Raw genomic sequence first — 13,215 nt, forward strand, 5'->3', positions numbered from 1 at the left:
CTGTCATCTATTACAGCACATTTGTATGTCCTTGATAAATGTCACCTTTGGCAGAGTCCATCGTAATTTCCTGTCCCTCTTTCAGAAGCTGCATGGCATCTTTAACACCCACAATAACAGGAATTTCTAAACTGAGGCCGACTACAGCAGCATGTGAGGTCAATCCACCTTCCTGGGTGATGATCCCTGCCGCCCTTTCTATGGCTGGCATCATTTCCCGGTCCGTTCCATATGTCACTAAAACATCCCCAGGCCTCACTTTATTCAATGCTTCTTCAACGGTTTTGGCGATTACAACTTTCCCAAATACACTTTTTTTACCAATACCTTGTCCTTTTGCGATTACATCACCTATAACGTGGATTTTCATCAGGTTGGTCGTTCCACTTTCGCCCACCGGAACACCGGCAGTAATGATCACACGGTTGCCACGTTCAAAAATACCTGTATTCAATCCCTGGTCTATCGCACCTTCCAGCATTTCATCCGTGGAATGAGCAGGTTTTCCAATAATGGAGTGCACTCCCCATACCAATGACAATTGACGGTTGACGATTGCTGAAGAAGTGATGGCAACAATTGGCGCTTTGGAACGATATTTAGATATCATTCTTGCCGTATGGCCGCTTTCAGTCGGTGTGATGATCGCACTGACCCCCAAGTTCATTGCAGTATGCGTGACAGACTGGCTGATGGCATCCGTGATCGTCATATCAGTAGATTTCGAGCGGTTTTTGAGTATCGATTCATGATCAAGTCCTGTTTCTGTCTTCAAGGCAATGTTTGCCATGGTTTGAACTGCTTCGACAGGGTAATTTCCGGCAGCCGTTTCTCCTGAAAGCATCACAGCATCCGATCCATCAAAAATAGCGTTAGCGACATCAGATGCTTCGGCTCTTGTCGGACGCGGATTGCGCTGCATGGAGTCAAGCATTTGTGTGGCAGTAATAACTGGTTTTCCAAAAAGATTGCACTGACGAATCAGTTCCTTTTGAACGAGTGGTACATCTTCTGCAGGAATTTCGACACCAAGATCCCCGCGTGCAACCATCAAACCATCACTGACTTCAAGTATCTGTTTAATATTATCGACACCTTCACGGTTTTCGATTTTAGGGATGAGTTGGATATGTGCGGCATCATGGTTTTCCAGCAGTTCTCTGATTTCCAAAATGTCTGATGCGCGACGAACAAAGGATGCTGCAATAAAATCAATGCCTTGTTCGATACCGAATTTGATGTCGTTGGCATCTTTTTCTGTGATACCGGGTAAATTGACGGAAACATTCGGCACATTGACGCCTTTCTTGTTTTTAATCACTCCGGTATTCATGGCTTTTGTTTTGATTTCGTTGTTTCCCAAATCGATTGCTTGTACTTCCAGCTCTATCAGCCCGTCATCGAGCAAAATTTTAGAGCCTTCATGCACATCGTGAATCAGGTTTTCATAGGTAATATTGAACCGCTCGGCAGTGCCGAGTACCTCTTTCATTGAAACATACACTGTGCTGCCTTGTTCAATTGTTGTTTCGCCGTTTTCAAAATTGCCAGTTCTGATTTCCGGTCCTTTTGTATCAAGCATAATGGCGACAGTTTTATTCAGTTCTTTTGCAGCCTGCCTGATATTTGTTATTCTTTGACCATGTTCATCGAAGTCGCCATGCGAGAAATTCAAACGAGCGACATTCATTCCTGCTTTCATAAGTCTCTTCAACATGTCTACCGATTCTGATGCTGGTCCAATCGTACATACAATTTTAGTCTTTCTAATATCCAAAACAATTTCCTCCTTATGTTCTGTCAAAATAGCTGTTTTAATCGTATAAATGTATTTAGATGGATAATTCCTTTGATAAATGATAAAGATCCATATCTATTTCATGCTTACCTGTCAATATATTATTGATATCATGAACGGCCAGCCGGTTCTGCTGGATGCCAACCATCTTCCCTGCCTGTCCATCCAATAGTAGATCAGCCGCTTTTGCTCCAAGCCGGCTCGCGAGAACACGGTCAAATGCAGTTGGAGAGCCGCCGCGCTGAATATGCCCAAGTACTGTCACTCTTGTTTCAAAGTCTGTCGCTTCCTGAATCTGCTTGCCGAATTCCATTCCATCGCCTACGCCTTCGGCCAAAAGAATGATACTGTGCTTCTTGCCCCGTTCATGCCCTCGTTGCAGACGCTTCACAACGTTGTTCAAGTCATCGGTTTCTTCCGGAATGAGGATGCTTTCCGCACCATCAGCCAAGCCAGCCCACAGTGCCAAATCACCTGCATTGCGGCCCATCACCTCGATGACATAAGTCCGCTCATGCGAGGTAGCGGTATCTCTTATTTTATCAATCGCTTCAATGATCGTGTTTAATGCAGTGTCAAAACCGATCGTAAAATCAGTCCCTGCGATATCATTATCGATAGTAGCCGGTACCCCGATGCATGGGTAACCCTTTTCTGTCAGCTTCTGGGCCCCGCGGAAACTTCCGTCTCCCCCAATCACAATCAGCCCTTCAATGCCGAATTTATTTAATTGGGTGATTCCTTCCTGTTGGCCGGCATCGGTTTTAAAACGGTCACAGCGCGCTGAACGGAGCTTCGTCCCGCCACGCTGGATGATATCGCCTACCGAACCTATCTCAAGCTTTTCAATATGGCCTTCTATCAACCCTTGATATCCATTTGAAATCCCATAAATTTCTGCACCGCGGTAAATTCCCTTTCTCGTTACGGCACGAATTGCAGCATTCATGCCAGGCGCATCTCCGCCACTTGTCAATACTCCAATTTTTTTCATAAAATCCACCTCATGGACGATATATTGTAACTACTGATATAATACCCGTTCTATTCAAAGATAATAGGTATCAAAAAAAATATCAATTAATAGTTCATATGTAAACATTTATCCTCTAAATGTGTTGTACATAAGCGTTGAAAATAATTAAAACGGTATATGCCATTGCAAATGTAACATACTTTTGGCAACGTTTCATAAAGCCTCTGCTTCCATTAAAAAAGGGCTGTTTTTCCAAAGTGGATTCATATCAGGAATCCCACTTGATGTGTGGGCATTCTATGCGAAGTCCTCTTCAAGAAAAATTCAAAAGGCGATCCAAAGCTAAGGTCAGCAGTTAGCTGAAACCTTCTCATCTAGTCAGGATTCCCCATCCCTACTTTAGCTTTCGTACATTGCGTTTATAAATATTGCATTTTAATATAGAGTTGTCATCAGACACACAATCTGATAATTCTATTCCGTAAATGTGATTTAAAAAATAAAAGAGACTGAAACAGTCAGTCTCCCATGGTCGCAAACGCTCCCATACACTTATATTTATCCCACCGTTTGTCCAATAATTCATCTGGGGACATTTTGGACAGCTCTGTCAGTGTCTTATCCAATACCTTGTCAATGTTTGCCGCCTGCTGCTGAATATCACGATGCGCACCGCCTTTTGGCTCTTTGATAATGCCATCAATAATTTCCAGCTTCTTTAAGTCGTAAGATGTGATTTGCATTGTTTCTGCAGCTCGCTTGGCTTGTCCTGAATCCTTCCACAATAAAGCTGCTGCTCCTTCTGGAGAAATGACGGAATATGTTGCGTTTTCCAGCATATATACACGATCCCCGACACCAATTGCCAACGCACCGCCACTTCCGCCTTCCCCAATGACAACACAGATGATAGGAACTGTCAGACCTGCCATCTGAAGAAGATTGTTCGCAATCGCTTCACTTTGGCCTCTTTCTTCAGATTCTTTGCCAGGATCGGCCCCTTTTGTATCGATGAAACAGATGATCGGCCGATGAAATTTTTCGGCTAGTTTCATATGTCGCAATGCTTTCCGGTAACCTTCCGGGTGAGGCATGCCAAAATTTCTTTTGAGATTTTCTTTGGTGTTTTTCCCACGCTGATGGCCAATTACTGTGACTGGCTTGCTTTTATAAAAAGCCACACCTGCGACGAGAGCTTCATCGTCACCAAAATATCTATCACCATGGAATTCGATAAAATCCTCGAATATTTCCGAAATATAGTCAAGACTTGTCGGTCTTTCCGGATGTCTTGCCATCTGTACTCTTTCCCATGGTTTCAAATTGCCATATATATCATTCTCCAGATTTGCAAGACGCTGCTCCATGATGGCTATTTCATCAGTCAGATCGATTTCGCTATCACTGGTCATTTTTTTCAGCTCAGAAATTTTATCTTTCAAATTCACTACAGGTTTTTCAAATTCCAAGACATGTTTCAATGTTGTGTCCCGCCCTTCTGATGCATCCTAAGCAATGTCCCAAGTGTTTTTTTCATATCATGACGATGAATCACTTTGTCGAGTTGTCCGTGTTTTAATAAAAATTCCGCAGTTTGAAAGTCATCGGGCAGTTTTTCCCTTGTAGTCTGTTCAATGATCCTTCTGCCTGCGAATCCGATCAAAGCACCTGGTTCGGCAAAATTGTAGTCCCCCTGTGACGCAAAGCTTGCAGATACCCCGCCTGTCGTAGGATGAGTCATAACCGAGATCATCAATCCGCCAGCCGCAGAAAATCTGCTGATAGCGACAGAGGTTTTTGACATTTGCATTAGACTTAACACACCCTCTTGCATCCTTGCTCCCCCTGATGCGGTAAAGATGATGAATGGAATAGATTCCTCTTTTGCCCGTTCAATGGCTCTTGCTATTTTTTCCCCAATAACGGAACCCATACTGCCCATACGAAAACGTGCGTCCATCACGGCTATTGCTGCAACATGCCCGTCCAGACTTCCTTTCCCAGTCACTACACCTTCATGAAGACCGGTTTTTTGCATATCTTTTTCTAACTTTTTCTCGTAGTCGGGGAATTCCAACGGATTGGCAGAAATCATGGAAGCATCCCATTCTTGAAATGTCTCCATGTCAAACAAGCTTTCAATACGCTCCCAAGCTTCAAGGCGATGATGATGCCCACAGTTGGGACATACATTCAAATTTTTCTTCAATTCTTTTCTGTAATATATTTTGTGGCATGCTTCACATTTTCTCATCAGCCCTGCGGGTATATCCACCTTGGAATCTGCCCCTGGTATTGATGCATATTTCCTTTTTTTTATAAAAAAATCTTTCAGCAAGATTATCCCTCTCTTTCCCCGGAACGGCAAAAATGCCCTCCATTTCAACATAACGACATCTTTGCGCTTGTATGCTTGCAGTCACTATACAGCATTTCTTATAAAAATGCTGTCTTTTTCTGTCGATATCATATATTTATATGTTTTAGTTTCTAATTTTTATGTTGTGGTGAAATAGATCTTCAATTTCATCGTACTGGTCATGTTTATATAAACTTAGCAAATCATGATAGAAATCCTCATCATAGTAAAAATGCTGGGCCGTCAACGAAAATGCTTCAATAAGCCCCCATATTTTTGCCAGAAGCAAGTTATTTATTTTAGAAAATAATAATCCGAAAAAGTCCAAATGTCTTTCTTCAGGTTTTATTGCATCATCTTGGAGCAAACCTTCCAAAATGGACAAATCTTGCTCATCCAGATCACGAAAAGCAATTTTGGCAACCTCTTTTTCCAAAATTGCTCTTGTCAAGAATAGTTCATCTTTGATTCCGTCTTTCCTTAGAATAAATGACGACAGCAGTTCTACTGACTGGTAAGGTTGATAGGTTGTCAAAAACGTTCCTTCTCCTCGTCTAGTCTCAATCAGCCCCAGTAATTCCATCGCCCGCAATGCTTCTCTGACAGAGGATCTGCCAGCGTGCAGTTTCTCTGATAAATCTCTTTCCGAAGGAAGTTTGTCACCGGTTTGAAGGTGGTTTTCATCAATGTAAGTTCGAATTTCCTGCAAAACTTCCTGATACACTTTTTGTTTTGGGGACATGGTCACGGCCATGGTCACTCCTTCTTAAAAAACTTGGTATTCGCCAAGCCCATGGTGAATGCCTTCATTGTACTAAGGCAGGAAACAAACCATTCCTGCAAACACATGCTCAATCCGGAATTCGCGTCAACTGTTGGGTTTTTTCCTCCACCGTTTTCGGATCCACGTTGATACGGGCTACACCGGATTCCATGGCAGCTTTGGCCACACTCGCTGCAACAGCAGGTGCAACCCGGCTGTCAAACGGGCCAGGTATCACATGGTCAGCCCCTAGTTCATCCTCTGTCACCAGAGATGCGATCGCTTTGGCAGCAGCAATCTTCATTCTCTCATTGATCCTCGTCGCTCTGACATCCAAAGCACCGCGGAATATCCCCGGAAAGGCCAGTACATTGTTCACTTGATTCGGAAAATCAGAGCGGCCTGTCCCAACAACTTTCGCACCCGCTTCTTTCGCATCATCCGGCATGATTTCCGGCTCAGGATTCGCCATCGCAAAAATGATCGGATCTTCAGCCATCGTTTGGACCATTTCTTTCGATAATGCCCCTCCAACAGATACCCCGATAAATACATCCGCCCCTTCGATTACTTCTGCCAGGGATCCTAGTTTCCGTTGGCTGTTCGTAAATTTGGCAATTTCATCCTTTACGCTGTTCATACCATCTTTTCTGCCCTCATAAATGGCTCCGCGCGAATCGCACATAATCATTTCACGCACACCGAAACTATATAACAACTTAATGATCGCCACACCTGCAGCACCCGCACCATTGGCAACCACCTTGATCTCTGAAAAAGATTTGCCGGTCAGTTTCAGTGCGTTCATCAGTCCCGCAACAGTGACAATGGCCGTTCCGTGTTGATCATCGTGGAAAATCGGGATGTCTGTCGCTTTTTTCAATCTTTCTTCTATCCGGAAGCAAGCCGGAGCAGCAATATCTTCCAAGTTGACGCCTCCAAAACCTGGCTGAAGCAGCTTGACAGCCTGTACGATTTCGTCCTCATCCTGTGTATCAAGACAAATCGGGAAGGCATCCACTCCGGCAAAGTTTTTGAATAGAACTGCCTTCCCTTCCATTACAGGCAGGGAAGCTTCCGGTCCGATATTACCTAGACCGAGAACGGCAGAGCCATTTGTCACGACCGCCACCATGTTGCTTTTCATTGTATAGTCATAAACTTTAGCCTTGTTATCATGTATTTGCTTACATGGCTCCGCAACCCATGGTGAATAAGCCAAGCTTAAATCTCTAGGGGTTTTTACGTTAACTTTGGGTTGGGTTGCAATTTTTCCTTTAGCCGTTTTGTGCATATGCAAAGCTTCATCGCGCATGTCCATATGATATCTCCCCTTGTTTCATATAAGTTTAACGGTTCGTCCTGGTGGTCAGACCACTCAACTACTTTATTATAACAGAACAGTTTACACTGTAAAGTAAAGCGATGGCAGTGTTATTCCCCTTGAATCATCTCTACATTTCCCTCACCAAAAAAAGAATGCAGCTGTGCGATACAGGCAGGATCCGGCGCCAGCAAACAATTTTTCACATGATAGGTTTGTTGGTCATGGACCAGCTTCACCGGTGTTTGTCCCGGATGATGTTCCATTATTTTTTTTAGAAATTGCATTGTTTCCCGTCCGTTGCGATCGACAACACGGATCGATATCAAAACTGCTTTACTGTCAGTCTGCACTTCTTCTATATGAAACGGCTCCAGTCGAGAAATGACCCATTGCAAATTCGTACGTCGCCATTCGACTTTTCCGGTAACTTTCACCATTGCTTCTTCCTCAAGCCAGTTGCCATGTTCACGATATAAATCCGGAAAAATAACTGCGTCTATTTCGTCTGTTTCGTCTGCCAAGACTATAAATGCCATGGATTCTCCACGCTTCGTACGTATCTTTCTGATTTGCTGAACAATGGCAACGGCTTTGCGATTTTTTTGACCTGCAAACCTTTCAGCACCGGCAAGTGGTATGTATCCCTGATTATCCAAAGTATGACGGTAACTCTTCAAAGGATGGCTTGAGACATACATGCCAAGCAGTTCCTTTTCGTCTGCGAGTTTTTTCGGTAAGCTGAAATCTTCCATTTCCACATATGACTCTTCCAACGGAAATTGTTCTGCAAACAGATCAGGCTGATCAGCGAATTCCTTGAATAATTCCCCTTGCTCCATAGCTCTGTCGATCGATGCCAGCACACTGGCCCTGTTAGGATAAATTTCATCAAATGCCCCTGCCATGATCAGTATTTCCATCGCCCCTCGGCTGACAGCCTTGCCTGAAACCCGCAAGTAAAAATCGGACAAACTGGTAAACTTTTTTTTGCCACGAGCTTTTATAATTTCCTGAACAGTTTTGTTTGATATACCCTTAATGCCAAGCAAGCCAATTCTGATATGGCCATTTTCAACCGTATATCTTCCAAAACTTTTATTGACGGCAGGCGGCAGGAGCTGGATACCGGACTCTTTCATTTCTTTCAGATACAAATGCAGCTTGTCTGGCTGATTAGTGGTCGAGCTTAGCAATTCCGCATAAAAATATACAGTAAAATGCGATTTCAAATATGCCAGCTGATATGCTATTTTACTATAGGCTACTGCGTGTCCCTTCGGAAAACCATAATTTGAAAATTTGACAATCCAAGCAAACAATTCTTCTGCAACAGACAAGTCATAACCTTTTGCCACACACCCTCGTATAAAAAGAGCCCTTTGTTGCTGCATGACTTCCTTTTTTTTCTTGCTGACTGCCCTACGTAAAATGTCTGCTTCCCCTAAAGAGAAGCCTGCAATTTGGTGAGCAATTTGCATAATCTGTTCCTGATAGATCAGTACACCATAGGTCGGCTGCAGGATCGGCTCCAAATCCGGGTGCGGATAAGTGATTTTTTGTTTGCCATGCTTTCGAGCGATGTAAACAGGAATATTCTCCATCGGACCCGGTCTGTATAGCGCATTGACAGCGACAATGTCATCGAAAGAAGATGGCTCAAGCTGCTTCAAAACACTTTTCATCCCTTCGGATTCCAGCTGAAAGATACCGTTTGTTTTGCCATTTTTAAGCATACGGAATGTTTTTGCATCCTCTGGCCTGATATTTTTGAGTGATAGTGACTGGCCAGTGCTTTGGCTCGCTGATTGCAGTATTCTTTCAAGCAAAGTAAGGTTGCGGAGTCCAAGAAAGTCAATTTTCAATAAGCCCAAGCTTTCTAAGTCAGTCATAGTGAATTGTGTCAAGTACATATCTCCGCCGCTCGATGTCAATGGAACATGTTCAAGCAATGGTTGTTCACTGATCACCACCCCCGCAGCGTGTGTGGAAATATGCCTTGGCAGCCCCTCCAAGCGGATTGCAAGAGAAAATAATTCCTGGAGCTTTTTAGACTGACTGATATATTTTTTCAACTCAGGGTTTTCCTGTACAATCTCTTGCAACGTTTTACTGGTATGCTGCGGCATTTGCTTCAGAATGAAATGGCTGTCCTGCTGATCGACAGCCATCGTCTTCATGAGTTCCCGAATGATTGATCTGGCCGCAAATGTCCCGAATGTAACGATTTGCGCTACGTGTTCCGTACCGTATTTGTTTTTGACATATGCAATCACTTCATCTCTTCTGCGATCAGAAAAATCGACGTCAATATCAGGCATTGTCACTCGTTCCGGGTTAAGAAAACGTTCGAATAGCAATTCATGCTTTATTGGGTCCACTTCCGTTATATCCAGCACATACGCAACCAATGACCCTGCTGAGGATCCCCTTCCAGGTCCCACCATGATATTATGGTCTTTCGCATATTTGATAAAATCCCACACAATCAAAAAATAATCACTAAATTGCATAGAAGTGATAATATCCAGCTCGTAGGCAAGCCGTTTTTGAACACTCCCCTTTGCATCCGGATATTTTTTTTTCAGGTTTTTCTGGCATAATTCCCGCAAATATGACGCCGCATCCTGGTCGGCCGGCAACGGGTAGGAGGGCAGCATTCGGTTGTTAAATGAAAAATGCACATGGCATTTTTCCACGATCGCCCCAGTTTCGCTAATCGCCTCGGGCCAATCAGCGAATAACCGGGACATCTCTTCCTTTGTTCTGAGATGGTGCCGTTTTTTTACAGGATCAGCAAATTCCGAATCCCACTGTACTCCCCTGCGGATCGCCTGCAAGCAATCGTGGGCCATATCATCCTGGGCCTCCAGGTAGCAGACGTCATTTATCGCCACGGCCGGAATTTTATTTTTTTCCAGCAGTATTTTCAATTTTTTTCTCAGTAGCCGTTCTTGTTCATTACCATGATCCTCCACGCCAACATAAAAATCACCCGGGGCAAATAATTTTTGCCAGGAATGAAGATAATCTTTACTTCGTTCATCAGAAGAAGCTCCAAGCATATAATTCAACCTGCTGTGCGAGAAAGGCAAAATACAGATCAGGTCATTAGTGTAGTCTTGGAAAACGTTTTTTTCTACACCGGATTGATGTGCCGTTTGAAGAAAGGTACTCAATCTGGAAAGTTGTTGATAACCGTTATTATTTTTCGCCAGCAGAACACAAGTGTCCGTTTCCTGCTCTTGTGTAATGATTTGCACTGTCATGCCTATGACAGGCTTGATATCATTTGCTAAACAGGCTTTATAAAAGGGGATGACGCCATATAAAACATGCTCATCGGTGATTGCAAGTGTAGTAAAATCGAGCTGTTTTGCTTTCCTTATCAACTTCGGAATGGTGACTGCACTTTGCATGAAGCTAAATCCGCTTTTTACCTGCAAATGTGTAAATGACATCAGTTCCCACCTCTTTCTCTTTTTTCATTATAAATGATGCGAATCAAGTCATCCAGCCATGCGTGTATTTTGACAAAGCTCTCTATTTTAAACATGTCTGAATAAACAGCATAGTACACAGCCCTCACATCAGATCATAGAACAAAACATCGACCATGAAAATTGCATTGTTGTTTCCTCCGAAATCCCTTATAGCATGTCGGCTGGCCCAGAAGCATATTAGCATAACCTGTCCTGCCCGTTCATACAATAATAAAAGATCAGCTATAAAGGGGCGCTTTTGCCATGGAGGAACGCTTTTTAGTTTCTTTTATTCAATGTTATTTCATTGCTTTAGGGGTTATTATTGGCGGGGCATTAATTGGCAGTATCGGGTATTTCATAACAGGTAATCCGCCATTGAACGCTGTCACGCGAGTAGCGAAACAATTACGAATATGGGCTATTGTAGCTGCGATCGGGGGCACTTTTGATGCAATAGCCAATTTCGAAAAAGCTTTGGATGGTTCAGCATTGGATGTATTCAAGCAAATATTGATCATTTTTTCCGCAATGGGCGGGGTAAAAACTGCAATGGTGCTCCTGAGCTGGGCAATTCAGGAGGATGTTGGCTGATGCATATTCCACCATACTATAAAAAACCGAGTTGGCAGCGATTCCTTTTAGGCGTTTTTTTTGGTGCTTTGGCAGGCTATCTGATCGTCATTTTTATGCATGGGACTATGTATGGAAAGCTGGTAGAAAAAAATTATGAACTGCAATCGAAAGTAAATGACTTGCAGAAACAAAAAGAAGCATTGATGGAAGACAACGAGGATTTAGATCAGGAAAATAACAAGCCAAGTACAATAGAAATCATGGAAATCAAAATTTCAAATGCAGAAGAATTGAAACTGGATCCCCTCATCATTCATCAGCTTTCAGACAAAATAAAAAAAGATCTTGATCAGCTGATCGGCCTGGAAACTGAAGTGATTGGAAAAAGTGATGAATTGATAGTGTCAACAATAGAAAATAAAACATATCATGTTGATGATTTCTCTTATACATTCACAGTTGATCGTATGGTTGTATCTTCTAAATTAAAATTGGTTCTTACCGCAAAAATTTCCGACTGATCGAAATATGCTTGAACATGACGAAAAGGAGATGGTAACATGCATGTCATTGCAGACGGACGCCTCTGTGAGGAAAAAATGAAACTGCTTCGTCAAGGCTACACTGCTTATGTCGAATCCCCCACATTGGTTCAACGCCTTTCCAAAGAAATCAGAAAAGAAAATCTTCAAGTGCAAATTGATTATACACAGGGCGGCTGCTATTTCATCCCTGTACAGGATGCAATCAGCAGTTGATTGCAAGAGGAAGAGGCTGACCAATGGTCAGACCCTTCCATCTGGTAACTTTGTCTCCTGCTCGATTACAGCGGTCATTTTAATTTTTTCGCATATGCACTACATACAACGTCAAGGGCTTGGCATAATTTATCAGCTTCCTCCCAGGAGTACACCGTCGCTCCGGAAGCCAAGGGGTGACCTCCGCCATGAAATGCTTCAGCAATATGATTGATTATCGGTCCTTTTGACCGCAAACGTGCACGAATCTGGTTTTTCTCTTCCACAAACATGACCCATGCAACAACCCCTTCCAACTCCCCAAGTGTACTGACTGTCTGACTCGTTTGACTTGCATCCAAACCGAACTCATTCATAATGTCTTGTGTCAGTCGAATCGTACTCAATCCGCTTTCGCCCAATATATAATTCTGTAAAATATATCCCTTCAACTTTGCAATTTCCGGTTTGATTTGGTACAGACCATCAAATAGCTGCTGGCGGTCAAAATCATAGGCAAGGAGATCACCGGCATAAGCCATGGTGCGCTTTGTTGTATTAGGATACATGAATCTTCCCGTATCCCCAACAATTCCGGCATATAAAAGCCTTGCAGCCGTCGTGTTCATATGCAGTAATTCTCCATGCAGAGACAGCGAATAAATCATTTCGCTTGTGGAGCTGGCGGAAGGTTCCACCCACTGCAGATCCCCGTACTGATCCACCTCAGGATGATGATCAATCTTGATCAACATTTCTCCCCTCTGGTAACGTTCATCATCGATTCGATCCGTATTCGCTGTATCACAGACAATGACAAGGGCGTTTGCATACAACGCGTCATCCACATCATCCATTTCAGCAAGAAAAGAAAGCGATGGTTCGTTTTCACCCACGCTGAAAACTTGTTTTTCCGGATAAGATACCCTGATCACCTCTTGCAAAGCTGCTTGAGAACCAAGAGCATCTGGATCAGGACGAACATGTCTATGAATAATAATCGTATTGAATTTTTCTATTGCTGTCAGAATCTCATCTAAGATCATACAAATACCTCTTTTGAATTGATTTATTTTTTCTTACCCTTACTGCCATACTTTTGCGCCGAGTCAATACATCGCTAAACCCGAATCTTCCATTTGATAGACATCCCGGTGATTTCTTGCTTCTAAAACGCTCTGTGACTTTCTTTTTTTACAG

General features: G+C 43.1%; 11 protein-coding genes. 3 read left to right on the plus strand and 8 right to left on the minus strand.

Going from position 1 to position 13,215, the window contains the following annotated elements; genetic code table 11:
- Window positions 1-10 precede the first annotated feature (10 nt).
- The 7 genes from pyk to dnaE all read right to left on the minus strand — a co-directional run bounded on the left by pyk (window position 11) and on the right by dnaE (window position 10,681).
- Window positions 11-1,771 carry a pyruvate kinase gene (gene pyk / locus ACFSMW_RS15540; protein ID WP_390357277.1) on the minus strand — a complete coding sequence of 587 codons (1,761 nt, stop codon included), beginning with the start codon at window positions 1,769-1,771 and terminating at the stop codon, window positions 11-13.
- Between the two features lie 61 nt (window positions 1,772-1,832).
- The gene (gene pfkA, locus ACFSMW_RS15545) at window positions 1,833-2,792 is read right to left on the minus strand and encodes a 6-phosphofructokinase (RefSeq protein WP_390357166.1); all 960 of its coding nucleotides are present in this window, start codon (window positions 2,790-2,792) and stop codon (window positions 1,833-1,835) included.
- 500 nt (window positions 2,793-3,292) lie between these two features.
- The gene (gene accA / locus ACFSMW_RS15550; protein ID WP_390357168.1) at window positions 3,293-4,255 is read right to left on the minus strand and encodes an acetyl-CoA carboxylase carboxyl transferase subunit alpha; all 963 of its coding nucleotides are present in this window, start codon (window positions 4,253-4,255) and stop codon (window positions 3,293-3,295) included.
- Window positions 4,252-5,112 carry an acetyl-CoA carboxylase, carboxyltransferase subunit beta gene (accD, locus tag ACFSMW_RS15555; RefSeq protein WP_390357170.1) on the minus strand — a complete coding sequence of 287 codons (861 nt, stop codon included), beginning with the start codon at window positions 5,110-5,112 and terminating at the stop codon, window positions 4,252-4,254. Before accD ends, accA begins: the two co-directional genes overlap by 4 nt.
- 145 nt (window positions 5,113-5,257) lie before the next feature.
- Window positions 5,258-5,887, minus strand: coding sequence for a FadR/GntR family transcriptional regulator (locus ACFSMW_RS15560; protein WP_390357172.1), 630 nt, complete (start codon window positions 5,885-5,887; stop codon window positions 5,258-5,260).
- A 97-nt stretch (window positions 5,888-5,984) separates the two neighbouring features.
- Window positions 5,985-7,217 (minus strand): NADP-dependent malic enzyme, encoded by a 1,233-nt coding sequence (gene ystJ / locus ACFSMW_RS15565; RefSeq protein ID WP_390357174.1) that lies wholly within the window; start codon window positions 7,215-7,217, stop codon window positions 5,985-5,987.
- 113 nt (window positions 7,218-7,330) lie between these two features.
- Window positions 7,331-10,681: a DNA polymerase III subunit alpha gene (gene dnaE / locus ACFSMW_RS15570; RefSeq protein WP_390357176.1), complete on the minus strand. Its 3,351-nt coding sequence runs from the start codon at window positions 10,679-10,681 to the stop codon at window positions 7,331-7,333.
- Between the two features lie 285 nt (window positions 10,682-10,966).
- Here dnaE and ytrH point away from each other — a divergent pair, with 285 nt between their 5' ends.
- Genes ytrH through ACFSMW_RS15585 form a run of 3 tightly spaced genes read left to right on the plus strand, consistent with a single transcriptional unit; the run spans window position 10,967 to window position 12,036 of the window.
- Window positions 10,967-11,296, plus strand: coding sequence for a sporulation membrane protein YtrH (ytrH, locus tag ACFSMW_RS15575; protein ID WP_390357177.1), 330 nt, complete (start codon window positions 10,967-10,969; stop codon window positions 11,294-11,296).
- Window positions 11,296-11,799: a sporulation membrane protein YtrI gene (gene ytrI, locus ACFSMW_RS15580; RefSeq protein ID WP_390357179.1), complete on the plus strand. Its 504-nt coding sequence runs from the start codon at window positions 11,296-11,298 to the stop codon at window positions 11,797-11,799. The genes ytrH and ytrI overlap by 1 nt, the downstream gene beginning before the upstream one ends.
- Before the next feature lie 39 nt (window positions 11,800-11,838).
- The gene (locus ACFSMW_RS15585; protein WP_390357181.1) at window positions 11,839-12,036 is read left to right on the plus strand and encodes a YtzJ family protein; all 198 of its coding nucleotides are present in this window, start codon (window positions 11,839-11,841) and stop codon (window positions 12,034-12,036) included.
- A gap of 74 nt (window positions 12,037-12,110) precedes the next feature.
- Here ACFSMW_RS15585 and ACFSMW_RS15590 read toward each other — a convergent pair whose 3' ends face one another.
- Window positions 12,111-13,058 (minus strand): DHH family phosphoesterase, encoded by a 948-nt coding sequence (locus ACFSMW_RS15590; protein ID WP_390357278.1) that lies wholly within the window; start codon window positions 13,056-13,058, stop codon window positions 12,111-12,113.
- Window positions 13,059-13,215: the final 157 nt, after the last annotated feature.

The organism is Tigheibacillus halophilus (genome assembly GCF_042683165.1).
GTDB lineage: Bacteria > Bacillota > Bacilli > Bacillales > Amphibacillaceae > Tigheibacillus > Tigheibacillus halophilus.

Coding starts and splice junctions, on each gene's coding strand:
- ytrH (WP_390357177.1), top strand. CDS start 10,967: ATGGAGGAACGCTTTTTAGTTTCTTTTATTCAATGTTATTTCATTGCT.
- ACFSMW_RS15585 (WP_390357181.1), top strand. CDS start 11,839: ATGCATGTCATTGCAGACGGACGCCTCTGTGAGGAAAAAATGAAACTG.
- ystJ (WP_390357174.1), bottom strand. CDS start 7,217: ATGGACATGCGCGATGAAGCTTTGCATATGCACAAAACGGCTAAAGGA.
- dnaE (WP_390357176.1), bottom strand. CDS start 10,681: ATGTCATTTACACATTTGCAGGTAAAAAGCGGATTTAGCTTCATGCAA.
- ytrI (WP_390357179.1), top strand. CDS start 11,296: ATGCATATTCCACCATACTATAAAAAACCGAGTTGGCAGCGATTCCTT.
- ACFSMW_RS15560 (WP_390357172.1), bottom strand. CDS start 5,887: ATGGCCGTGACCATGTCCCCAAAACAAAAAGTGTATCAGGAAGTTTTG.
- pfkA (WP_390357166.1), bottom strand. CDS start 2,792: ATGAAAAAAATTGGAGTATTGACAAGTGGCGGAGATGCGCCTGGCATG.